Annotated in this window: 20 protein-coding genes; 15 read left to right on the top strand and 5 right to left on the bottom strand. The window is 67.0% G+C overall.

The window, feature by feature from the left end:
• Positions 1-7 precede the first annotated feature (7 nt).
• Entirely contained in the window at positions 8-376 is a 369-nt protein-coding gene (locus ACFJGT_RS14860; RefSeq protein ID WP_377838753.1) for a hypothetical protein, read from the bottom strand.
• Between the two features lie 5 nt (positions 377-381).
• Positions 382-2,160: an aspartate--tRNA ligase gene (gene aspS / locus ACFJGT_RS14865; protein ID WP_377848989.1), complete on the bottom strand. Its 1,779-nt coding sequence runs from the start codon at positions 2,158-2,160 to the stop codon at positions 382-384.
• 141 nt (positions 2,161-2,301) lie between these two features.
• Between aspS and rnd the strand changes: the two genes are divergently transcribed.
• Both rnd and ACFJGT_RS14875 read left to right on the top strand, forming a co-directional pair.
• The gene (gene rnd / locus ACFJGT_RS14870; RefSeq protein WP_377838754.1) at positions 2,302-3,441 is read left to right on the top strand and encodes a ribonuclease D; all 1,140 of its coding nucleotides are present in this window, start codon (positions 2,302-2,304) and stop codon (positions 3,439-3,441) included.
• Between the two features lie 148 nt (positions 3,442-3,589).
• Positions 3,590-4,162, top strand: coding sequence for a fasciclin domain-containing protein (locus ACFJGT_RS14875; RefSeq protein ID WP_377838755.1), 573 nt, complete (start codon positions 3,590-3,592; stop codon positions 4,160-4,162).
• A gap of 181 nt (positions 4,163-4,343) precedes the next feature.
• Here the strand turns inward: ACFJGT_RS14875 and fliP are convergent, their stop codons facing one another.
• Both fliP and ACFJGT_RS14885 read right to left on the bottom strand, forming a co-directional pair.
• On the bottom strand, positions 4,344-5,045 hold the full coding sequence (fliP, locus tag ACFJGT_RS14880; RefSeq protein ID WP_377838756.1) for a flagellar type III secretion system pore protein FliP: 702 nt from the start codon (positions 5,043-5,045) through the stop codon (positions 4,344-4,346).
• A gap of 230 nt (positions 5,046-5,275) precedes the next feature.
• Entirely contained in the window at positions 5,276-6,595 is a 1,320-nt protein-coding gene (locus tag ACFJGT_RS14885; protein ID WP_377838757.1) for a hypothetical protein, read from the bottom strand.
• A 223-nt stretch (positions 6,596-6,818) separates the two neighbouring features.
• On the opposite strand from ACFJGT_RS14885, the gene flgB reads away from it, so the two are divergent.
• From flgB to ACFJGT_RS14940, 11 genes are all read left to right on the top strand, one after another.
• Positions 6,819-7,220: a flagellar basal body rod protein FlgB gene (flgB, locus tag ACFJGT_RS14890; RefSeq protein WP_377838758.1), complete on the top strand. Its 402-nt coding sequence runs from the start codon at positions 6,819-6,821 to the stop codon at positions 7,218-7,220.
• 2 nt (positions 7,221-7,222) lie between these two features.
• Positions 7,223-7,633 carry a flagellar basal body rod protein FlgC gene (gene flgC / locus ACFJGT_RS14895; protein WP_377838759.1) on the top strand — a complete coding sequence of 137 codons (411 nt, stop codon included), beginning with the start codon at positions 7,223-7,225 and terminating at the stop codon, positions 7,631-7,633.
• Between the two features lie 32 nt (positions 7,634-7,665).
• Positions 7,666-7,989, top strand: coding sequence for a flagellar hook-basal body complex protein FliE (locus ACFJGT_RS14900; RefSeq protein ID WP_336814303.1), 324 nt, complete (start codon positions 7,666-7,668; stop codon positions 7,987-7,989).
• A 24-nt stretch (positions 7,990-8,013) separates the two neighbouring features.
• On the top strand, positions 8,014-8,280 hold the full coding sequence (gene fliQ, locus ACFJGT_RS14905; protein ID WP_047578234.1) for a flagellar biosynthesis protein FliQ: 267 nt from the start codon (positions 8,014-8,016) through the stop codon (positions 8,278-8,280).
• Between the two features lie 92 nt (positions 8,281-8,372).
• Positions 8,373-9,128 (top strand): flagellar biosynthetic protein FliR, encoded by a 756-nt coding sequence (gene fliR, locus ACFJGT_RS14910; protein ID WP_377838760.1) that lies wholly within the window; start codon positions 8,373-8,375, stop codon positions 9,126-9,128.
• A 10-nt stretch (positions 9,129-9,138) separates the two neighbouring features.
• Complete coding sequence (gene flhB, locus ACFJGT_RS14915) at positions 9,139-10,206, top strand: flagellar biosynthesis protein FlhB (protein ID WP_377838761.1); 1,068 nt, start codon at positions 9,139-9,141, stop codon at positions 10,204-10,206.
• A 72-nt stretch (positions 10,207-10,278) separates the two neighbouring features.
• Positions 10,279-12,783 carry a cell cycle histidine kinase CckA gene (cckA, locus tag ACFJGT_RS14920; RefSeq protein ID WP_377838762.1) on the top strand — a complete coding sequence of 835 codons (2,505 nt, stop codon included), beginning with the start codon at positions 10,279-10,281 and terminating at the stop codon, positions 12,781-12,783.
• A 195-nt stretch (positions 12,784-12,978) separates the two neighbouring features.
• Positions 12,979-14,064, top strand: coding sequence for a recombinase RecA (recA, locus tag ACFJGT_RS14925; RefSeq protein ID WP_377838763.1), 1,086 nt, complete (start codon positions 12,979-12,981; stop codon positions 14,062-14,064).
• Positions 14,065-14,445: 381 nt separating this feature from the next.
• A complete protein-coding gene (gene alaS, locus ACFJGT_RS14930) occupies positions 14,446-17,088 on the top strand; it encodes an alanine--tRNA ligase (RefSeq protein ID WP_377838764.1) in 2,643 nt (880 codons plus the stop codon).
• Positions 17,088-17,747: a hypothetical protein gene (locus ACFJGT_RS14935; protein WP_377838765.1), complete on the top strand. Its 660-nt coding sequence runs from the start codon at positions 17,088-17,090 to the stop codon at positions 17,745-17,747. Before alaS ends, ACFJGT_RS14935 begins: the two co-directional genes overlap by 1 nt.
• Before the next feature lie 82 nt (positions 17,748-17,829).
• Complete coding sequence (locus tag ACFJGT_RS14940; RefSeq protein WP_377838766.1) at positions 17,830-18,465, top strand: class I SAM-dependent methyltransferase; 636 nt, start codon at positions 17,830-17,832, stop codon at positions 18,463-18,465.
• 80 nt (positions 18,466-18,545) lie between these two features.
• On the opposite strand, the gene ACFJGT_RS14945 is transcribed toward ACFJGT_RS14940, so the two are convergent.
• Positions 18,546-19,760: an NADP-dependent isocitrate dehydrogenase gene (locus ACFJGT_RS14945; RefSeq protein ID WP_377838767.1), complete on the bottom strand. Its 1,215-nt coding sequence runs from the start codon at positions 19,758-19,760 to the stop codon at positions 18,546-18,548.
• A gap of 213 nt (positions 19,761-19,973) precedes the next feature.
• On the opposite strand from ACFJGT_RS14945, the gene ACFJGT_RS14950 reads away from it, so the two are divergent.
• Both ACFJGT_RS14950 and ACFJGT_RS14955 read left to right on the top strand, forming a co-directional pair.
• Complete coding sequence (locus tag ACFJGT_RS14950) at positions 19,974-20,789, top strand: hypothetical protein (RefSeq protein WP_377838768.1); 816 nt, start codon at positions 19,974-19,976, stop codon at positions 20,787-20,789.
• Between the two features lie 77 nt (positions 20,790-20,866).
• A complete protein-coding gene (locus ACFJGT_RS14955) occupies positions 20,867-21,604 on the top strand; it encodes an SDR family NAD(P)-dependent oxidoreductase (protein WP_377838769.1) in 738 nt (245 codons plus the stop codon).
• Positions 21,605-21,648: the final 44 nt, after the last annotated feature.

The raw sequence follows: 21,648 nt of genomic DNA on the forward strand, positions 1-21,648 counted from the left end.
GGCGGGCTCAGAGCTTGTCGAAGTCCCCGGCGCGGATACGACCCATCCGTGCCCTCAGCTCCACCCGCTCCTGCGCCGTGCAGGCTTGCGGCCGCACACCCTGATTGACCATCTCGGCTTCGGAGACGCCGACATAGGCCGCTCGCGCCGCCGCGATCTGCTGGTCATCGGCGCCACGCGCCTTCTCGGCCGCGAGGAAACGGTCGAGCGTCGTGCGCTGCGGTGCGCCTGCCTTGCAGGTGATGGCGCGCGACACCGTCGTCGCCAGCGTCGAGGCGCGGCCCGTGCTGCTCTCGCCATGGGCGACGCAACCGGCGAGCAGCGGCGTCAGGATGCAGGCGAGCGACAGTGCCCGCCCGATGGGCAGCGAAGCCATGGTCGTCAGCCGTTCTTTTCGGGAGCGTTGATCCGCAGATGCGCCTCGCGCAGCTGCTTCGGCGTCGCCTCGGCCGGCGCCCCCATCAGCAGGTCGACGGCCTGCTGGTTCATCGGGAACAGCGCGACCTCGCGCAGGTTCGTCGCACGCGCCAGCAGCATGATGATGCGGTCCACGCCCGCCGCCATGCCGCCATGCGGCGGAGCGCCGTACTGGAACGCGCGATACATGCCGCCGAAGCGCTCGATCACCGTCTCCTCGCCATAGCCGGCGATCTCGAAGGCCTTCACCATCGCCTCGGGGCGGTGGTTACGGATGCCGCCGGAAGCCAGCTCGAAACCGTTGCAGGCGATGTCGTACTGGAACGCCTTGAGCGAGAGCGGGTCTTCCTCGGTCAGCGCCTTCAGGCCGCCCTGCGGCATCGAGAAGGGATTGTGCGAGAAATCGACCTTCTTCTCGTCCTCGTTGTACTCGAACATCGGGAAATCGACGATCCAGGCGAAGGCGAAGACGTTCTCGTCGATCAGGTTGAGCTCCTGGCCGACCTTGTTCCGGGCGCTGCCGGCGAACTTGTAGAACTTGTCCGGATCACCCGCGACGAAAAAGCAGGCATCGCCGCCCTTCAGCCCCATCTGCTTGATGATTCCCGCGACACGCTCAGGCCCGATATTGTTGGCGATCGGACCCTGGCCCTCGCCATCTTCCTTGACCATCAGGTAGCCGAGGCCGGGCTGGCCTTCGCCCTGCGCCCAGGAGTTCATCCGGTCGCAGAAGGCGCGCGAACCGCCACCCGGAGCCGGGATCGCCCAGACGCGGTTCTTCTCGCCCTCGAGGATGCGGGCGAAGACCTTAAAGCCCGAGCCGCGGAAATGCTCGGAGATGTCCTGCATCTCGATCGGGTTGCGCAGGTCCGGCTTGTCGGAGCCGTATTTGGCGATCGCCTCGGCATAGGGAATGCGCGGCCAGTTCTTCTGGACGCTCCGCCCCTCGGCGAATTCCTCGAACACGCCGGTGATCACCGGCTCCATCGTCGCGAACACGTCCTCCTGCTCGACGAAGCTCATCTCGACGTCGAGCTGGTAGAACTCGCCCGGCAGGCGGTCGGCGCGCGGGTCCTCGTCGCGGAAGCAGGGCGCGATCTGGAAGTAGCGGTCGAAGCCCGCCATCATCAGGAGCTGCTTGTACTGCTGCGGCGCCTGCGGCAGCGCGTAGAACTTGCCGGCATGCAGGCGGCTTGGCACCAGGAAGTCGCGCGCGCCTTCCGGCGAGGACGCCGTCAGGATCGGCGTCTGGAACTCGGAGAAGCCCGAATCCTTCATGCGGCGGCGCATCGAGTCGATGACCTTGGTGCGCAGCATGATGTTGTTGTGCAGCTTCTCGCGACGCAGGTCGAGGAAGCGGTACTTGAGGCGGGTATCCTCGGGATATTCCAGATCGCCGAAGACCGGCAGCGGCAGCTCGGCCGAAGGACCGAGAACCTCGATCCCGGTCGCGAAAACCTCGACCGCGCCGGTCGGCAGGTTGGCGTTCTCGGTGCCGGCGAGACGAGCCTTGACCTTGCCGTCGATGCGCACGACCCATTCCGAGCGCAGCGTCTCGGCCTCAGTGAAGGCCGGTGAATCGGGATCGATCACCACCTGCGTCATGCCGTAATGGTCGCGCAGGTCGATGAAGAGCACGCCGCCATGGTCGCGGATGCGATGGCACCAGCCGGAGAGGCGGACATTCTGGCCGATGTCGCTGTCACGGAGCGCGCCACAGGTATGGGAACGATAGCGATGCAGGGTCACGGGCTCAGTCTTTCGGAAATGCGTCGGAGGCCGGCAAAGAAGCCAGCCGCAGCTTGAGGCTAACCACACGCGCAGGCCCGAAATGTCAAGAACGCCCGCGACATCCTGCAGCTGTCTCTGCTAAGACCCGGAACCATGCATCTGATTTCCGATACCGCCGCGCTCTCCGCCGCCTGCGACCGCCTCTCGACCCACCCTTTCGTCACGGTCGATACCGAGTTCCTGCGCGAGACCACCTATTATCCCAAGCTCTGCCTGATCCAGATCGCCTCGCCGGACGAGGCCGTGCTGGTCGACCCGCTCTCGCCCGATCTCGACCTCGCCCCCTTCTTCGGGCTGATGGTCAACGAGAACGTGGTGAAGGTCTTCCATGCCGCGCGGCAGGACCTGGAAATCGTCTGGCTGCTCGGGCGCGTGCTGCCGACCCCGCTCTTCGACACGCAGGTCGCCGCCATGGTCTGCGGCTATGGCGACTCGGTCGGCTACGAGCAGCTCGCCAACGACCTCGCCAAGGCGCGCATCGACAAGTCCTCGCGCTTTACCGACTGGTCGCGCCGCCCGCTCACCGAGGCGCAACTCGCCTATGCCGAGTCGGACGTTACCTATCTGCGCGACATCTACCTCGCCCTGAAGGCCGACCTCGACGCCAGCGGCCGGGAAAGCTGGGTCGCCGAGGAGATGTCCGTGCTGACCTCGCCTGCGACCTACGAGGTCAAGCCCGAGAATGCCTGGCTGCGCCTCAAGGGCCGCATCCGCAAGCCGCGCGAATTGCCGAACCTGATGGAGATCGCCGCCTGGCGCGAGCGCGAGGCCCAGACCCGCGACGTGCCGCGCCAGCGCGTGCTCAAGGACGACGCCTTGATGGACATCGTCCAGCGCGGACCGCGTTCGGTCGAGGCGCTGGCCGAGTTGCGCTCCGTCCCCAACGGCTTCGAGCGCTCGCGCAACGGCGCCGAGGTTCTTGCCGCCATCGAGCGCGCCGCCGCCCTCGACCCCAAGACCCTGCCCCGGCTGGAGCGCGAACGTGGTCGCCCGACCAGCGCCGCCGTGCTCGACCTGCTCAAGGTCCTGCTCAAGGCGGTGGCCGATGCCGAGCGCGTCGCGCCCAAGATCATCGCCTCCAGCGACGATCTCGACGCCATCGCCTCTGACGATTTCGCCGACGTCCCGGCCTTGCATGGCTGGCGCCGCGGCGTCTTCGGCGAAAAGGCGTTGGCCCTGAAGAACGGCACGCTCAGCCTGCGTATCCAGCGCGGCCGGGTGACCGTGGACTGATACGGCTCCACCGCCGACAGAAATAATTCGATCCGACGGGCTCCAGCCAACGTATTCGGATTACCGAAACCTGAGCGGCCATGGCGGCCGGCCAGGACAATTCGGGTTTTGCGGTAGATTTCCTGCCGCAAATTCTGGAGATCACCCTATGAAACGCACAGTGAATGTGGCGCTCGGCGCCGCAATGAGCCTGCTTGTGCTCGGCACGAACGCTTCTCTCGCTCCAGCCTTCGCGCAAGAGCCCGTCACGGTCGGCGGTGCGCCGATGTTTGCCAACAAGAACATCATCGAGAATGCCGTCAATTCCAAGGACCACACCACGCTCGTCGCCGCGGTGAAGGCAGCCGGCCTCGTCGACACCCTGATGGGCCCCGGGCCGTTCACCGTCTTCGCGCCCACCAATGCCGCCTTCGGCAAGCTGCCGACGGGAACGGTGGACACGCTGCTGAAGCCCGAACAGAAGGCCAAACTGACCGCCGTGCTGACCTATCACGTCGTTCCCGGCAATCTCACCGGCGCCCAGTTGATGGCCGATGCCAAGGCCGGTGGCAGCAAGGCGACGCTGAAAACCGTTCAGGGCGAGACGCTGAAGGTCGCGATGGCCGGCGGCAAGCTGGAGGTCATCGACGCCAAGGGCGGCAAGTCGACCGTCACGATTCCGGATGTGAAGCAGAGCAACGGCGTCATCCACGTCGTCGATACGGTACTGATGCCGAAATAATCAGGTTGGTCCGGCCGGACGGGTCTTCGCCGGCTGGAAGGCTCGTCCCGTGCCGCCGCCCTGCGTGAGGATACGGCTTCCGACGCCGTACACCTCGCCCGGGGCGACCTCGCAGAACCTGAATCGGGCCCGGAGGACATTCCGCCAAGCCTCTGGCCCGATTCGCATTCAAGCAGCGGCGTCACCCGCTGCCATAGCTCTTCACCAGCGATCCCGCGACCAGCCCCCAGCCGTCGACCAGCACGAAGAAGATCAGCTTGAACGGCAGCGCCACCGTCACTGGCGGCAGCATCATCATGCCCACCGACATCAGGATCGAGGCCACGACGAGGTCGATGATCAGGAAGGGCACGAATAGCAGGAAGCCGATCTCGAAGGCGCGGCGCAGTTCCGAGATCATGAAGGCGGGGATCAGCACCTCGACGCCAACATCCTGAGGCGTCTGCGGGCGCGGCCCCTGCGACATGTCGAGGAACAGCGCCAGATCCTTCTCGCGGACATGCTTGAGCATGAAGGTCTTGAAGGGCACGACACCGCGATTATAGGCCTCCTGCGGCTGGATCTGGCCGGCGACCAGCGGCTGGACGGCCGTGGTGTAGGCCTCGCGCAAGGTTGGCGCCATCACGAAGCCGGTCAGGAACAGCGATAATCCCAGGATCACCGCGTTCGGCGGCGCGGTCTGCGTGCCCAATGCCGAGCGCAGCAGCGACAGCACCACCACGATCCGGGTGAACGACGTCACCATGATCAGGATCGACGGCGCCAGCGACAGGACCGTGATGACGGCGATGAGCTGCAGCGCCCGTTCGGCCACGCCCCCGCCCTGCCCCAGGTCGAGCGAAAGCGTCTGCGGCAAAGCCGGCACCGTCTGAAGCACAAGCATCAGCGCAGCCGCCACAAGGGCGCGCCCGCCTCGAAACCGTCCCGCTCGCCTGCCGATGAACTTCACGCGCGCCGCCACTGCCCGACTCAACCGATCGGGCGCCCCTGACGCTAGTCACGCAAAAACGCCGCGCAACCGATGCGCGGCGTCGATAAGGCCGGATGGCCGACAATCCTGTTGATGGCGGGTGGATCTCCGGATCGCACCCGGCCTTCAGCCGGCCGTTCGCCTCAGGATTTTGCCTTGGGGTCGCGGCCGAGCAACCGGGCGAACTCGGCCTCGATGGCGTCCACGGAGAAGGGATCGATCGCAGCAGGCTCGGCCGGCTTTTCGGGCTCGGGCTTCGGGCTCTCGGCCGTGGCCGGGCCTTCCACGATGGCTGCAGGGGCCGGCTCCGGAGGAGCGGGCTCCTCCTTGACGATCGATTCGGTTTCGGGAGCCGACATCGGCTCCGGATGCTGCGTCTCGACCGGCTTGGCTTCGAACGCCTTGGGCTCGGGGGCCTTCGAAAGGGGCCGATCCAGCGTCAAGCCGAGCGCTGCCGCAAGCTCCGCTTCGACATCGCTCGCAATCGGCTTCTGGCGCGGCGCGGCGACAACCGGAGGCGACACGACGGGCTCCGGCTCGGGTTCAGGCGTGATCTCCGGCTCGGGAGCCGGCGGCTCGACGAGGGTCGCAGCCGCTTCCACCGGCGCGACCTCCTCCTCGACGATGGGCTCGGGCACGAACGTCTCGGCGGGCGCGGGCGGCTCGACAGCCGGGGCGGCGTTCGCAGCAGGTGCTTCGCCGAGATTGGCCGGGCGCACGGCCGAGAAGGGCCGCTTCAGCGCCTCTTCGAGCTGGCGCGTCATATCGTCGAGCTCGCCGGCGCTGACGGCTGGTTGCGGCGCATGCTCGCGGGCGAAGCTCGGCGCCGGCCCGGTCGTGATCGGGGGCGCCGGTATCGACGGAGCAGCGGCAGACCTGGCAGGGGCCGCAATGACCTCGGCCGCAGCAGCAACGCCGAGAGCAGCGGCGACACCCGCCGTCGCAGCCGTAGCCGCAGCGGTCGGGACGGGTGCCTCGACCGGGACCGAAACAGGGCGGGTCGGCAGCGGCGGCAGAAGCTCCGGCCCCTCGGGATAACCGGCGCGGCGTGCGTCGTCGCCAGCCCGCATGGCGGGCTCGCTCGGAGGAACCAGCGTCTCGAACGGCGGCAGCGGCCGGTCGACACCGGTGGCATCGGCGTAGGTCGGCGTCGCGGCGCGGCTGCCGCTGCGCAGGATATTGGTCTCGACCACGACGTCGGACGCGCCACCGATCATCAGCAGATGCTCGATATTGTCGCGCCGGATCAGGACGAGCTGGCGCTGGCGGTCGAGGTCGTAGGTATCGACGACGCCGAGCCGGGGCTGGCGCTGCCGCCCGCCGGCCTGTCCGCGCAGCCGGAGCCGCCCGCCCTGGATCTGCCGCACGAACAAGCCGAGCAGCGCGAGAAGCACGAGAATGACGACAGAGGCGACGATCACCTTCTGTGCGGTCGAGAGTTCCAATCCGAACAAGCTCTGCAAGGTCTGCCTCTTAACGCCACGGCGGCCCGGACGGCCGTTAAGTCCCGCCCATGGTTCAACACCTTGGCTATAGCATAACGCTTTCGCTATCGGGAAACATGGTGAACGCGTGGTTAACCACACCCGCGAAAGCCCGCCCCTTTAACCGGATATTAACCATGCACCCGGCAGGATTTGCCCAGTAGACCGGCCTCGCCGGCTGCGCAAACGGGGAGCTGGAGCCATGGCGAACGACGGATTCAGCGTCGGCGGCGGCCTGATGCAGGCGCTGAAGACGCGCATGCATTACCAGCAGTCGCGCCAGAAGATCCTCGCCGAGAACGTCGCCAATGCCGACAGCCCCGGCTTTCGCCCGGTCGACCTGAAGCCGGCGAGCGCCGACCCGACCCGTGCCGGCGTGGCGGTCGCCCGCACCAGCGCCGGACACATGAGCCTGACGAGCGGCAATGGCGGCTTCGACGGCACCGGCGCGCCGCGCTTCGAGACCACGCCCAACGGCAATGCGGTGAACCTCGAGGACGAGATGCTCAAGGTCGCGCAGAACCAGTCGGATTATCAGCTCGCCGCCTCGCTCTACAGCAAGGGCCTCGGCCTGATGAAGATCGCGATCGGGAAAGGGCGCTGATCATGGACCTTATCAAGAGCATCGCCGTCGCCGCCTCCGGCCTGCGCAGCCAGTCCGGGCGCATGCGCGTCATCTCCGAGAACATCGCCAATGCCGATTCCGGTCCGGAGCGCGCCGGCGCCGAGCCCTATCGCCGCAAGGTCCCGACCTTCCAGCGCCATTTCGACCGCACGCTCGACGCCCAGCTCGTCGCGCTCGGCAAGGTCCAGCGCGACCAGAGCGCCTTCAAGACCAAGCACGAGCCCGGCAACCCAGCCGCCGATGCCAACGGCAATGTCCAGATGCCGAACGTCAATTCGCTGGTCGAGATGGTCGACATGCGCGAGGCCCAGCGCAGCTACGAAGCCAATCTCAACCTGATCTCTTCGACGCGCCGGATGATCCAGCGCACCATCGACATCCTGCGCGCCTAGTACACGCGGCTCCAGAAGGGGACTGAATCGCCATGGCCACTCCGGGTTTCGCCGCTGGCGCCTACGCCTCCATCCAGGGGATGGGTGCCGGCAATCTGATGCGCAAGCCGCTCGCCACGGGCGGCGCGGAAGCGGGCGGGCCGGATTTCTCGGCCCTGCTCGGCAAGGCGCTCGACGCGACGGCCAATGCGGGGCGGCAGGCCGATGCCCAGACGGCCAGCGTCGCCGGTGGCCGGGCCGACATCGTCAATGTCGTGACGGCGGTGGCCGAGAGCGAGGCCGCGATCGAGACGCTCGTCGCCGTGCGCGACCGCGTCATCGCGGCCTATGAGGAAATCATGCGGATGCCGGTCTGACGGCCACAGGATCGGATAGAACACATGACTTCCGGAGCCATTCTCGACATCGCCCGCGACGGCATCGTCGTCTTCCTCAAGGTCGGCGGCCCGCTGATGGTGATCGCGCTTGCCGTCGGCCTGATCGTCTCGCTGATCCAGGCCCTGACCCAGATCCAGGAGCAGACGCTGGTCTTCGTGCCGAAGATCGTCGCCGTCTTCGCCGCGCTGCTGCTGTTTCTTCCGTTCATGGGAGACGCCTTGGCGGGTTATATGGGGCGAGTCGCCGCCCGAATCGCCACGGGCGGATGAGCCCGTCGCGCCTGCAGCCGGCCTTTGCCGGCGCGGGTTCGCGGCGCACCCATTGGCGCGCAAGTCCTTGGCGCAAAGGTGCCCGCGGCACGATGCAGATCGCGATCCTGCCTGAGATCAGCGCCATTTTCGTGCTCGTCTTCGCGCGGGTCGGCACGCTCGTGATGCTCATGCCCGGCATCGGCGAGCGCTTCATCTTTTCGCGGGCGCGCTTGTCGCTCGCCTTCTTCATCGCCCTGATGATCGTGCCGATCGCCCGCCCCTCGCTGCGCGTGCCCGGCGATGTCTCCGGCGTCGTTACGCTGCTGATCGGCGAATTGCTGATCGGCCTCGTCATCGGGCTCTGCGCCCGGCTGGTCATGGCCTGCCTGCAGACCGCCGGCACGCTCGTCGCCCAGACCATGGGGCTCGGCTTCGCCATGACGGTCGACCCGACCGGCGGCATGCAGAACCCGTCGATCGGCAACTTCCTGACGATGCTCGGGATCACGCTGATCCTGACCACGGACCTGCACCACATCGCCATCGCCGCGATCCATGAGAGCTACCGCCTGCTGCCGCCGGGCGGCGCGGTCGATATGACCGACATGATGGCGCTGGCCATCCGCTCGACGGCGCGCGGCTTCGCGCTCGCCATCCAGATATCCGCGCCCTTCCTCGTCTTCGGCCTGCTGTTCAATCTCGGGCTGGGCGTGCTCGCGCGGATGATGCCGCAATTGCAGGTCTTCTTCCTCGCGGTGCCGGCCTCGATCATGGGCGGCATGCTCGTCCTGCTCGTCGTGCTCGGCGTCATGATGAGCGTCTTCATCGCCGACCTCGGCGCCTTCCTCCGTCAGTTCACCGGCTGAGGGGAGCGCGATGTCCGAGGAAGCCGAAAATGAAGACAGAACAGAAGACCCGACCCAGCGAAAGCTGGACGACGCCACCGAGAAAGGCGACGTCCCCAAATCGCAGGAGATCGGGACCTTCTTCGTGCTCTGCGGCTTCACGCTCGCCTTGCTGGTCGCTTCCGGCTGGTCGGCCCGAGAGGCGATGCTGTCGCTGCGCTCCTTCCTGATGAACGCGCATCAGGTCCCCTCCGGCGGCGCCTCCTTCATGCAGATCACGCAACGGGGCGTACTGACCGGCTTCATGGCGCTGGGCCTGCCCTTCGCCTTTATCCTCTGCGCGGGCCTGGCCGGCGCGATGCTCCAGCACAAGCCGCTCTGGACCTTCGAGCCGCTGATGCCGAAGTTCAACCGGATATCGCCGATGGCCGGCGCCAAACGGCTCTTCGGCAAGGAGGCCTGGGTCAATTTCGCCAAGGGCCTCGCCAAGACGGCGCTGATCGGCGCGGTGGTCTGGTTCACGCTCTGGGGCCAGCATGACCGGCTCGAGGGCTTCGCGCAGATGGGCGTCGAGGCGCTGATGCCGGCGACGCTCTCGCTCGCGATCCAGTTGATGGGCGCGGTGCTTGCCCTCTTCGCCATCATCGCCATCGGCGATTTCGGCTGGCAGCGCTTCTCTTGGTACCAGCGCCAGAAGATGACCAAGCAGGAGATGAAGGACGAGTTCAAGAACTCGGAAGGCAATCCAGAGGTCAAGGCCAAGCTGCGCCAGATCCGTGCCCAGCGCGTGAGCAAGCGCATGATGTCGGCAGTGCCCAAGGCGACCGTGATCATCACCAACCCGACCCATTTCGCCGTCGCGCTGCAATACGAGCCCGGCATGGCGGCTCCGCTCTGCCTCGCCAAGGGTGTCGACACGATCGCCCTGAAGATCCGCGAGGTCGCCGGCGAGCACCGCGTGCCGATCGTCGAAAATCCGCCGCTCGCGCGTGCGCTCTACGCCACGGTCGACATCGACGAAGAAATTCCTGTCGAACACTATCAGGCTGTCGCCGAAGTCATCGGATACGTCTTGCGCCTGAAGGGCCGGCGCGCCTAACTCCGAAACGGATGCGAAGGAAGTTTGGCCGCCCGGTTTCGGCGCGGCCGCAAGGGAACGGACTCCACCGCAATGAGCGGCACCACGGCGACCAACACGATCGATCGCTCGGACAAGCCCGGCCATATCGGGATCATCCTGTTCGTTGCGGCCCTGCTCGTCGGCGCGGCGATCGCGCTCGGCTTCCTCGCCAATGAATGGGCGCAGCCGCTGATCCTCGGCCTGCTCGCCCTGCTCTCGGTCGTCGGCGTCTTCGGCCTCTTCGCCTTCGCCATCGGGCTTGTGCAGTTTTCCGGCCGCGCCGCCCGCAACGACCTGACCAAGGCGATCGTCGACCGCGCCGATGACGGCATCGTGGTGACCGAAAGCGAGAACGAGGTCGTCTATGCCAACGAGGCCTATCTCGCGCTGGCAGGCGCCACCGGCGCCAACGACCTGAAGCCGGTCGGCCGCCTGCTGACCGGCCGCGCCGACGTTTCCGAGGCGATCTACCGGCTTGCCACCGCCGCCCGCGAGCATCGCCGCCTCGTCGAGGAAGTGCGCCTGGAGCCCGCCCTGAACGGGCGCGGCGAGGTCGGCTGGTACCGCGTCCGCGTCTCCCCCGTCCGGCGCGAGGCGACGACCGCGACGCTCTGGTCGGTTTCGGACATCACGCCGGAGCGCGAGCGCCAGGAGAACGCCTTCCAGGAACTCCAGCACGCGATCGATTATCTCGACCATGCGCCCGCCGGCTTCATCTCGATCGATGCCGACGGCGAGGTCTCCTATCTCAACGCCACCCTCTCCGGCTGGCTCGATTTCGACCTCGCCCGCTTCGGCTCCGGCGGCCTGCATCTCGACGATGTCTGCACCTCCTCCGCCGCCGCCCTGATCCAGGCGATCCGCGGCCAGCCCGGCGATGTCCGCGTCGAGGTGCTCGATGTCGACCTGAAGCGCCGCAACGGCGCGCCCCTGCCCGTTCGCCTCCACCATCAGGTCGCCTTCGGCCAGGACGGCCGCGCCGGCCCCTCGCGTACCCTCGTTCTCAACCGCACGGCCGGCGAGGCCGGTTCAGATGGCGGCAGCGATGCCGAAGTCCGCTTCGCCCGCTTCTTCCATTCGACGCCGATGGCGATCGCGACCGTCGACGAGGCCGGCGCCATCTTGCACTCCAACGCGGCCTTCGCCCGCCTGATCCCGGCGGGTCTGCGGCCGCGCACCATCCACGATCTCGTCGCCTCCGGTGCCGGCCTCGACCAGGCGCTGGCTGAGGTCGTCGCCGGCCGCTCGGGCGGTGCCCCGCTCGACCTCGCGCTTGCCGGCGAGGATGGCCGCTCCGCCAAGCTCTACCTCACCCCCGTCGCCAGCACCGAGGGCGGCGATGGCGAGCGCGCCATCGTCTACGCGCTGGAAACCACGGCCGAGCGCAAGCTGCGCGACAACATGGACCAGGCCGGCAAGATGCAGGCGGTGGGACAGCTCGCCGGCGGCATCGCGCACGATTTCAACAACGTGCTGCAGGTCATCATCAACGCCTCCGAGTTCCTGCTGGCGAGCCACCGGCCGACCGACCCGTCCTTCCCGGACATCATGCAGATCAAGCAGAACGCTTACCGCGCCGCGGCGCTGGTACGGCAACTGCTCGCCTTCTCGCGCCGCCAGACCCTGCGTCCGCAGGTGCTGGAACTCGGCGAGGTGCTCTCCGATCTCTCGCTGATGCTGAAGCGCGTCGTCGCCGACAAGGTCACGCTCGACGTCCGCCAGGGCCGCGACCTCTGGCCGGTCAAGGCCGATCTCGGCCAGCTCGAACAGGTCATCGTCAACCTCGCCGTCAACGCCCGCGACGCCATGCCGAACGGCGGCAAGCTCGCGGTGCGGACCCGCAACGTCACCCGCGAGGACTGCGCCTCCTTCGGCCACGAAGCCCTGCCGACCGACGACTATGTGCTGCTGGAAGTCGAGGATACCGGCACCGGCATCCCGCAGGAGCATCTCGACAAGATCTTCGAGCCCTTCTTCACCACCAAGGAGGTCGGCAAGGGCACCGGCCTCGGCCTCTCCATGGTCTACGGCATCGTCAAGCAGACCGGCGGCTATGTCTTCGTCGACTCGACCATCGGCAAGGGCACGGCCTTCCAGATCTTCCTGCCGCGCCATGTGCCGAGCCAGGAGGAGATCGCCGCCGAAGCCGCCGCCAAGGAGGCGCCGAAGAAGCTCGCCGCCGACCATACCGGCGCGGGCGTCATCCTGCTGGTCGAGGACGAGGATGCGGTGCGGGCGCTCAACGCGCGCATGCTCATCTCGCGCGGCTACACCGTCCACGAGGCGGCCTCGGGCGTCGAGGCGCTCGACCTCTTCCTGCAGAACGACGGCAAGATCGACCTCGTCGTCTCCGACGTGGTGATGCCGGAAATGGACGGCCCGACGCTGCTCGGCGAATTGCGCAAGCGCAACCCGAACACCAAGGTCGTCTTCGTCTCCGGCTACGCCGAGGAAGCCTTCCGTAAGAACCTGCCCGAGGGCGAGGAATTCCACTTCCTGCCCAAGCCCTTCACGATGAAGCAGCTCGTCGAGACGGTGAAGGCGGCGATGGGCTGAAACGGGCGGCGCCCGGGCAATTCGGATGCCGTGCTCCGCTGCGCCGACCTGGTTGTGACAACTCCTGACACGCCTCCTGACAGAAACTGACACCGAGAACAAAAAAAGAACTTGCGGGCCAGAACAAAGCGTGACCATCTCCATGTCAAGACGCATTGAGATGTCCCCCTCGCCCTGCCATAAGGAGCCCGAACCGTGAATCAGGCGAATCTCAAACTCGTGGAAGGCTCCTCGATGGACAAGGCTAAGGCGCTGGATGCAGCGCTCTCCCAGATCGAGCGCGCCTTCGGCAAGGGCTCGATCATGCGGCTCGGCAAGAATTCGCCGTCGATCGAGATCGAGACGATTTCGACCGGTTCGCTCGGGCTCGATATTGCGCTCGGTGTCGGCGGCCTGCCCAGGGGCCGCGTCGTCGAGATCTACGGGCCGGAATCCTCGGGCAAGACCACGCTGGCGCTCCACACCATCGCCGAAGCCCAGAAGAAGGGCGGCGTCTGCGCCTTCGTCGATGCCGAGCACGCGCTCGATCCGGTCTATGCCCGCAAGCTCGGCGTCAATCTCGACGACCTCCTGATCTCGCAGCCCGATACCGGCGAGCAGGCGCTGGAGATCACCGACACGCTCGTCCGCTCCGGTGCGATCGACGTGCTCGTGGTCGACTCGGTCGCCGCGCTGACGCCCCGCGCCGAGATCGAGGGCGAGATGGGCGATGTCCAGCCGGGCCTCCAGGCCCGCCTGATGAGCCAGGCCCTGCGCAAGCTCACCGCCTCGATCTCGCGCTCGAACTGCATGGTCATCTTCATCAACCAGATCCGCATGAAGATCGGCGTGATGTACGGCTCGCCCGAGACCACGACCGGCGGCAACGCGCTCAAGTTCTATGCCTCGGTGCGCCTCGACATCCGTCGCGTCTCGACGCTGAAGGAGCGCGACGAGGCGACCGGCAACCAGGTCCGCGTCAAGGTCGTCAAGAACAAGGTCGCGCCGCCCTTCAAGCAGGTCGAGTTCGACATCATGTTCGGCGAGGGCATCTCCAAGGTCGGCGAACTCATCGATCTCGGCGTCAAGGCCGGCATGGTCGAAAAGGCCGGCGCCTGGTTCTCCTTCGACAGTCAGCGCCTCGGCCAGGGCCGCGAGAACGCCAAGACCTTCCTCAAGGCCAACCCGGACCTCGCCGCCAAGATCGAAGCCACGATCCGCCAGAATTCCGGCCTCGTCGCCGACCGGATCCTCGACCAGGCGGACCCGACCGCGGACGATCTGGACGAAGGCGAGGCCTGAGACGACCAACTCCGTCATGCTCGGGCTTGCACCGAGCATCTCAGGCCGAATGAGGCGACCTATCCTGAGGGAGATTCTCGGGTCTGCGCTTCGCTCCGCCCGAGAATGACGTTCCATCAAGCGGGCGGTCTTAGGGCCGCCCGTTTTCGTTTGCCGATAAGGCCTTGCGGGCTGTGCGCTGCATCCCAAGCATTTTCAAGCGAAGTGGCCACCGGTTCGCGTGAAGAAAATGCGACAACCAAAAGACCGGAGCTTTTCCGTGTTTCGCAGAAACGCGGAAAAGCTCCGGCTTTCTGGACAGGCGCCAACCGCCTGACTAGAACCGGTTCTTCCTGCCGGGCGCGCCCGGCTTCCTGCCCAAGATCAGAGCGCAAGACAGCGATGAGCGGCGTCAACGATATCCGGTCGACCTTCCTCGACTACTTCAAGTCCCAGGGCCACGAGATCGTGCCGTCGAGCCCGCTCGTGCCGCGCAACGACCCGACGCTGATGTTCGCCAATTCGGGCATGGTGCAGTTCAAGAACGTCTTCACCGGCCAGGAGAGGCGCCCCTATTCGCGCGCCACCACCGCCCAGAAATGCGTCCGCGCCGGCGGCAAGCACAACGACCTCGACAATGTCGGCTACACCGCCCGCCACCACACCTTCTTCGAGATGCTGGGGAATTTCTCCTTCGGCGATTATTTCAAGGAACAGGCGATCCACCACGCCTGGACGCTGGTCACGCGCGAATTCGGCCTGCCCAAGGACAAGCTGACGGTCACCGTCTATTCCGAGGACGACGAGGCGCATGCGCTCTGGAAGAAGATCGCCGGCCTGACCGACGACAAGATCATCCGCATCCCCACCTCGGACAATTTCTGGCGCATGGGCGATACCGGCCCCTGCGGCCCCTGCTCCGAGATCTTCTACGATCATGGCGACCATATCTGGGGCGGCCCGCCCGGCTCGGCCGAGCAGGACGGCGACCGCTTCATCGAGATCTGGAACCTCGTGTTCATGCAGTACGAGGAAGCGGCCGGCGGCATCCGCACCGACCTGCCCCGCCCCTCGATCGATACCGGCATGGGGCTGGAGCGCATCGCGGCCGTGCTTCAGGGCACGCATGACAACTACAATATCGACCTGTTCCGCGCCCTGATCATGGCCATCGCGGACCTGACCTCGGTCGACCCGGACGGGCCGATGAAGGCGAGCCATCGCGTCATCGCCGACCATCTGCGCTGCGCGTCCTTCCTGATCGCCGACGGCGTGCTGCCGTCGAACGAAGGCCGCGGCTATGTGCTGCGCCGGATCATGCGCCGCGGCATGCGCCATGCGCAGCTTCTGGGTGCCAAGGAGCCGCTGCTCTACAAGCTCGTGCCGGCGCTGACCCGCGAGATGGGCCGCGCCTATCCCGAATTGCTGCGTGCCGAGGCCCTGATTACCGAGACGCTGAAGCTGGAGGAAACCCGCTTCCGCACCACGCTGGCACGCGGCCTCACCCTGCTCGACGACGCCTCGAAGGACCTGACCGCCGGCCAGAGCCTCAAGGGCGACGTCGCCTTCACGCTCTACGACACCTACGGCTTCCCGCTCGATCTCACGCAGGATGCGCTGCGCGCCCGCGAGATCACCGTGGATACCGAGGGCTTCGACGCCGCCATGCAGCAGCAGAAGGCCAAGGCGCGCGCCGCCTGGTCCGGCTCCGGCGAGGCTGCGACCGAAACGCTCTGGTTCCCGCTGCGCGACAAGGTCGGCGCCACCGAGTTCCTCGGCTACGACACCGAGACCGCCGAGGGCGTGGTCACCGCGCTGATCCGCGACAATGCCGAGGTGCAGTCGCTGAAGGCTGGCGAGAGCGGCTTCATGCTGGTCAACCAGACGCCGTTCTATGGCGAGTCCGGCGGCCAGGTCGGCGATGCCGGCGTGGTCAAGGCGCCGGGCGTTGTCGTCGAGGTCTCCGACGTCCAGAAGAAGCTCGGCGATGTCTTCGCCCATAGCGTCACGGTCAAGGAAGGCGAATTGAAGCTCGGCGCCGCCGTCGAGCTCGTCGTCGACCACGAGCGCCGCACCGCGATCCGCGCCAACCACTCGGCGACGCACCTGCTGCACGAGGCGCTGCGCCTGGTCCTCGGCGACCATGTCGCGCAGAAGGGTTCGCTGGTCTCGGCCGATCGCCTTCGCTTCGACTTCTCGCATCCCAAGCCGATCAGCGCCGAGGAATTGCGCGAGGTCGAGGAGATCGCCAACGCGATCGTCCTCAAGAACGAGCCGGTGACGACCCGCCTGATGAGCGTCGACGAGGCGATCGCCTCCGGCGCCCGCGCGCTCTTCGGCGAGAAATACGGCGACGAGGTCCGCGTCGTCGCGATGGGCACGAACCCGGCCGGCCGCGCCTATTCGGTCGAGCTTTGCGGCGGCACGCATGCGTCGCGCACCGGCGATATCGGCCTCGTCAGCGTGGTCGGTGAAGGCGCGGTGGCAGCCGGCGTGCGTCGCCTTGAAGCCATGACCGGCAATGGCGCGCGCCTGCGCCTCAACGAGGAATCGCGCCTGCTCGACGGGCTTGCGAGCATGCTCAAGGTCCCGGCCGCAGAGGCCGGCAATCGCCTGGCTGCCCTGATCGATGAGCGCCGCAAGCTCGATCGCGAACTGACCGAGGCCCGCAAGAAGCTCGCCATGGGTGGCGGCGGCGCGGCCGAGGATCCGATTCAGGAGATCGCCGGCGCCAAGCTCCTGGCCCGCGCCGTCACCGGCATCGAGATGAAGGACCTGAAGAGCCTGGCCGACAAGGCCAAGGCCCGCGTCGGCTCCGGCGTGGTCGCGATCGTCGGCGTCGCCGATGACGGCAAGGCCGGCGTCGTCGTCGGCGTCACGCCCGACCTCACCGAGCGCTTCGACGCGGTCGCGCTGGTGCGCGCGGCTTCCGAGCAGCTCGGCGGAAAGGGCGGCGGCGGCCGTCGCGACATGGCCCAGGCCGGCGGGCCGGACGGCAGCAAGGCGCAAGCCGCGCTCGACGCCGTCGCAGCCGCGATGGGCTGATGGTGGCGCGGCAGAACGGCGCCGCCATGGGCGCCCTCTCCCGCCGCGTTCTCCTGATCGCGGCCGGCCTCTGGCCGGCTGCGGCTGCCGCCCAGAAGCAGCAGAAGCCCGCGCCACGCGCGTCGCAGCCTTCGCTTTCGGCAGCACGGACCATCATGGCCGGTGCGCCGCTCAGCGTCCTCCTGAGCAATGCACCGCAGGGTGCTCGTCTCGCCATCGCGCGGCCGGACGATCCGGCGGACAAGGCGATCGTGGTCGTCGCGTTGAAGAACACGGTGCCCGCCCTGCCGACGCCCGGCGCCGTCGGCACCTACGAGCTGCGCCTGACGGTCGAGAAGGACGGCGCGCCCGTGATCCTGCTGCGCCAGCCGCTCGCCACGACGGAGCCCAGCGCGACGCTGGCCGCGCCGGAGCGCGTCGGCCGCGGCCAGGGCCTGCCGGTGCGTGGCATCGGCCCCAATGGCGAGCAGGACCGCGTCATGCTGGTGAAGCCCGACGCGCCAGCCGATGCCGATGGCCCGCGTTTCTTCCCGGCCGAGAATGTCGAGGCGACGCTGGAGGCACCGGACCAGCCCGGCGTCTATGAATTGCGCTACGTACTGCACGCGCCATTGGCGGAGCATCGGATTCTGGCGCGGCGAACCGTTAAGGTGGAATGATTCACCTCTTGCAGGCTGCTTCACGTAAAACTCCCGCATTCTTCCCCGGCCATACCGCCCTTGCTTCAGGGAGTGCCGAAAGATGAGCAACGTGAGCGATGCCCGCTTCTGGGATCGGACATCCGGCCGCTATGCCCGCAGCACCATCGCGGATCTCGCCGGCTATGAGCGCTCGCTGGAGCGGACACGCGGGCTTTTGAAGCCGCAGGACCGGGTGCTGGAGCTCGGCTGCGGCACCGGGTCGACGGCGCTCAGGCTGGCCGACGGCGTGCAAAGCTATCTCGCGACAGACATCTCGACAGGCATGATCGCCATTGCCGAGCAGAAACTGACAGCAGAAGCGATCCCTGGATTGAGCTTCCGCGTCGCCACAGCGGAAGCGCTCGCGCCCGAGACCGGTTTCGATGCCGTCCTGGGCTTCAGCTACCTGCATCTGGTGCGCGACCTGCCCGGCACGCTGGAACATATCCGCAATTTGCTCGCCGAGGGCGGGCTGTTCATCTCCAAGACCCCCTGCATCGGGGACATGAACCCGCTCGTCGGATACGCCGCCCTGCCGGTGATGCGCGCGCTCCGGCTGGCGCCCTATGCTGCCGTCTTCCGCGCAGCGGAGCTGAAAGAGCGCGTATCTGCAGCGGGCTTTCAGATTGTGGACGTCGAGAACCACGCGAGCCGGGGCAAGAACTGGCGCCCCTATATCGTGGCCCGGAAAGCCTGATCGCCGCAGGCTGCGACAGCGCATGAAAAAGCCCGGCCTTTCGGCCGGGCTTCTCATTCCACGCAACGATGCGCCTGAAATCAGGCGGCCATCGCCTTGCGCATGTTGTCGCTGACCTTCTCGAGGAAGCCGGTGGTCGAGAGCCACTTCTGCTCGGCGCCGACCAGCAGGGCGAGGTCCTTGGTCATGTCGCCGGCCTCGACGGTGTCGACCGTGACCTTCTCCAGCAGCGAAGCGAACTTAGCGAGCTCGGCATTGTTGTCGAGCTTGGCGCGGTGCGCGAGGCCACGGGTCCAGGCGAAGATCGAGGCGATCGAGTTCGTCGAGGTCTCCTTGCCCTTCTGGTGCTCGCGGTAGTGGCGGGTCACCGTGCCGTGCGCGGCCTCGGCCTCGACGGTCTTGCCGTCCGGCGTCATCAGCACCGAGGTCATCAGGCCGAGCGAGCCGAAGCCCTGCGCCACGGTGTCGGACTGCACGTCGCCGTCGTAGTTCTTGCAGGCCCAGACATAGCCGCCCGACCACTTCATCGCCGACGCGACCATGTCGTCGATCAGGCGGTGCTCGTAGGTGATGCCGAGCTTGTCGAACTCGGCCTTGAACTCAGCCTGGTAGATTTCCTCGAAGATGTCCTTGAAGCGGCCGTCATAGGTCTTGAGGATGGTGTTCTTGGTCGAGAGATAGACCGGATACTTGCGGATCAGGCCGTAGTTCAGCGACGCCCGAGCGAAGTCGCGGATCGAGTCGTCGAGATTGTACATCGCCATGGCGACGCCGGCCTCGGGGGCCTTGAAGACCTCCTTCTCGATGACCTTGCCGTCCTCGCCGACGAACTTGATCGAGAGCGTACCCTTGCCCGGGAACTTGAAGTCGGTCGCGCGGTACTGGTCGCCATAGGCATGGCGGCCGATGACGATCGGCTGGGTCCAGCCCGGCACGAGGCGCGGCACGTTCTTGCAGATGATCGGCTCGCGGAAGATCACGCCGCCGAGGATATTGCGGATCGTGCCGTTCGGCGACTTCCACATTTCCTTGAGGTTGAACTCCTTCACGCGGCCCTCGTCCGGCGTGATGGTCGCGCACTTGACGGCAACGCCGTGCTTCTTGGTGGCGTTGGCGGCGTCGATGGTGACCTGGTCGTTGGTCGCGTCGCGGTTCTCGACCGAAAGGTCGTAATAATCGAGTTCCAGGTCCAGATACGGGAAGATCAGCGTGTCCTTGATCTTCTGCCAGATGATCCGGGTCATCTCGTCGCCGTCCATGTCGACGACCGGGTTGGCGACCTTGATCTTGCTCATGCGATGACCCCTGTTCTCTCCAGATAGAACGACCCGGGGCCCGGCTTTTGGCCGCGGCCCGCGGCTGGGTCGCTTCCTAGCGGGTTAAGGGCGGCGGGGGAAGCGCAGCTTTCGGGCAATGCGACAGGACAGGTTTATGCTGCACTGCCGCAAAATCGGCACCTTCCGCGCCTAGCCTGATCTGCCGCTCGTCATAGCGACAGGACGAACGACGTGTTCGGTTTCAGTCTCGATCTTCGCGCCGGCCTCCAGCCGGTCACGCTTCTTCTTCTGGCGACGCTCAGTCCCGCCCTCGCCTCCGCGCCGCAGACGGCCGAGGAACCGCCCGCCGCGCCACTGCCGATCCCGCGTGGCGCGCTGGCCGATCCCGACGCGGACACGACCACGGCATCGCTCGCCAACGAATCCGATGCCATCGTCTTCGATCCAGGCCTCGCCGCGCTCGGCCGTGCCGCCGCAGCTTCCGGCGCGCATCTGCGGGCGCGCGCACCAATCCCGGTCGACATCATCCGCAAGGGCTTCGCAGCGCGCCAGACCATGACGAGCGCCGAACAGGATCGTTCCGTCGGCTTCAAGCTGGGCCAGGAAGTCTTTTCGCTCTCGACCACGCTTTCCGATCCGGCGAGCGTCGGCGCGACGCGGAATGCCGAACTGCGCTGGCGCCTTGCCCAGCCCGTCGGGGCAGGCAAGGGCTTCATCTGGGGCCTCGCGACTGGCGGCGGCAGCGCGCTCTACGGCAATCCCGAACAGACCGGCGAAGCGCTGATCGGCTATCGGCAGGAGCTGTTCCCGCACCTGACCCTGACCTCGCAACTCACGATGGGCGGGACTTACATCTTCGCGCCGGGCGACGGCGTCCACACCGCGATGACGCCGGAAATGAAGCTCTCGGTCGATCTCGCCAGGCTCGCCGACCTGCCCTGGCAGACCTCCTTCGACGTCACGCTGGCGCGCAAGGTGCCGCTCGTGGCCAGCGATTTCGAGACGCGCGGCCGGGCCATGCTTTCCCTGAAATACAAGTGGGACTGAGCGGCATGGCCGTCATCGCATGGCGGCCTGCATCTTCCTGCCTTCCCCCTCGGCGCGGGCCGCTCTAGCCTCGGCTCATGACACACGCGACTTCAACCAAATTTGCCCTCGTTACCGGCGGCACACGCGGCATCGGCGGCGGCGCCGCCCTCGCGCTCGCCACGGCCGGCTACGAGGTCCTCGCCACCGGCCTGACCGAGGACGAGGTGGCGGCGGCGCCGGCCCATCCCGCCATCCGCCATGCCCGGCTCGACGTGACCCGCGACGCCGAGGTCGCGGCCATCGTCGCGACCTGCCCGCGCCTCGACGCCCTGGTGAACTGCGCTGGCATGATCCAGCGCGGCGGCAAGGAATTCGGGATCGACGCCTTCCGCCTGACGATCGAGGTCAATCTCAACGGCACGATGCGGATGTGCCTCGCGGCCAAGGACAAGCTCGCCGCCAAGGGCGCGGACAAGACCGGCGGCGCCATCGTCAACATCGCCTCGATGCTGACTTTCCACGGCTCGCCCTTCGCGCCGGGCTATGCCGCCTCGAAGGGCGGCATCGGCCAGCTCACCAAGTCGCTCGGCGCCGCCTGGGCGCAGGACGGCATCCGCGTCAACGCTGTGGCGCCGGGCTGGATCGAGACGGAACTGACCCGGCCGCTCGTCGAGGATGTCGAGCGCTCGGCGCCGATCCTCGCCCGCACGCCGATGGGCCGCTGGGGCAAGCCCGGCGATGTCGGCGGCGCCATCGCCTTCCTGCTGTCGGACGCGGCCCAGTTCGTCACCGGGGCGATCCTGCCGGTCGATGGCGGCTATCTCGCGGTTTAGGAAAGCGATTCTGCCTCAAGGGCTTGGGCCGGGAAGCTGAATCA

The sequence above is a fragment of the Allobosea sp. UC22_33 genome, from assembly GCF_042700715.1.
In the GTDB taxonomy this organism is placed as follows: domain Bacteria; phylum Pseudomonadota; class Alphaproteobacteria; order Rhizobiales; family Beijerinckiaceae; genus Allobosea.

Excerpts from the sequence above, each read along its gene's own strand:
- ACFJGT_RS14860 (WP_377838753.1), bottom strand. The coding sequence starts at position 376 with ATGGCTTCGCTGCCCATCGGGCGGGCACTGTCGCTCGCCTGCATCCTG.
- rnd (WP_377838754.1), top strand. The coding sequence starts at position 2,302 with ATGCATCTGATTTCCGATACCGCCGCGCTCTCCGCCGCCTGCGACCGC.
- ACFJGT_RS14875 (WP_377838755.1), top strand. The coding sequence starts at position 3,590 with ATGAAACGCACAGTGAATGTGGCGCTCGGCGCCGCAATGAGCCTGCTT.
- fliP (WP_377838756.1), bottom strand. The coding sequence starts at position 5,045 with ATGCTTGTGCTTCAGACGGTGCCGGCTTTGCCGCAGACGCTTTCGCTC.
- flgB (WP_377838758.1), top strand. The coding sequence starts at position 6,819 with ATGGCGAACGACGGATTCAGCGTCGGCGGCGGCCTGATGCAGGCGCTG.
- flgC (WP_377838759.1), top strand. The coding sequence starts at position 7,223 with ATGGACCTTATCAAGAGCATCGCCGTCGCCGCCTCCGGCCTGCGCAGC.
- ACFJGT_RS14900 (WP_336814303.1), top strand. The coding sequence starts at position 7,666 with ATGGCCACTCCGGGTTTCGCCGCTGGCGCCTACGCCTCCATCCAGGGG.
- fliQ (WP_047578234.1), top strand. The coding sequence starts at position 8,014 with ATGACTTCCGGAGCCATTCTCGACATCGCCCGCGACGGCATCGTCGTC.
- fliR (WP_377838760.1), top strand. The coding sequence starts at position 8,373 with ATGCAGATCGCGATCCTGCCTGAGATCAGCGCCATTTTCGTGCTCGTC.
- flhB (WP_377838761.1), top strand. The coding sequence starts at position 9,139 with ATGTCCGAGGAAGCCGAAAATGAAGACAGAACAGAAGACCCGACCCAG.
- cckA (WP_377838762.1), top strand. The coding sequence starts at position 10,279 with ATGAGCGGCACCACGGCGACCAACACGATCGATCGCTCGGACAAGCCC.
- alaS (WP_377838764.1), top strand. The coding sequence starts at position 14,446 with ATGAGCGGCGTCAACGATATCCGGTCGACCTTCCTCGACTACTTCAAG.
- ACFJGT_RS14935 (WP_377838765.1), top strand. The coding sequence starts at position 17,088 with ATGGTGGCGCGGCAGAACGGCGCCGCCATGGGCGCCCTCTCCCGCCGC.
- ACFJGT_RS14940 (WP_377838766.1), top strand. The coding sequence starts at position 17,830 with ATGAGCAACGTGAGCGATGCCCGCTTCTGGGATCGGACATCCGGCCGC.
- ACFJGT_RS14945 (WP_377838767.1), bottom strand. The coding sequence starts at position 19,760 with ATGAGCAAGATCAAGGTCGCCAACCCGGTCGTCGACATGGACGGCGAC.
- ACFJGT_RS14955 (WP_377838769.1), top strand. The coding sequence starts at position 20,867 with ATGACACACGCGACTTCAACCAAATTTGCCCTCGTTACCGGCGGCACA.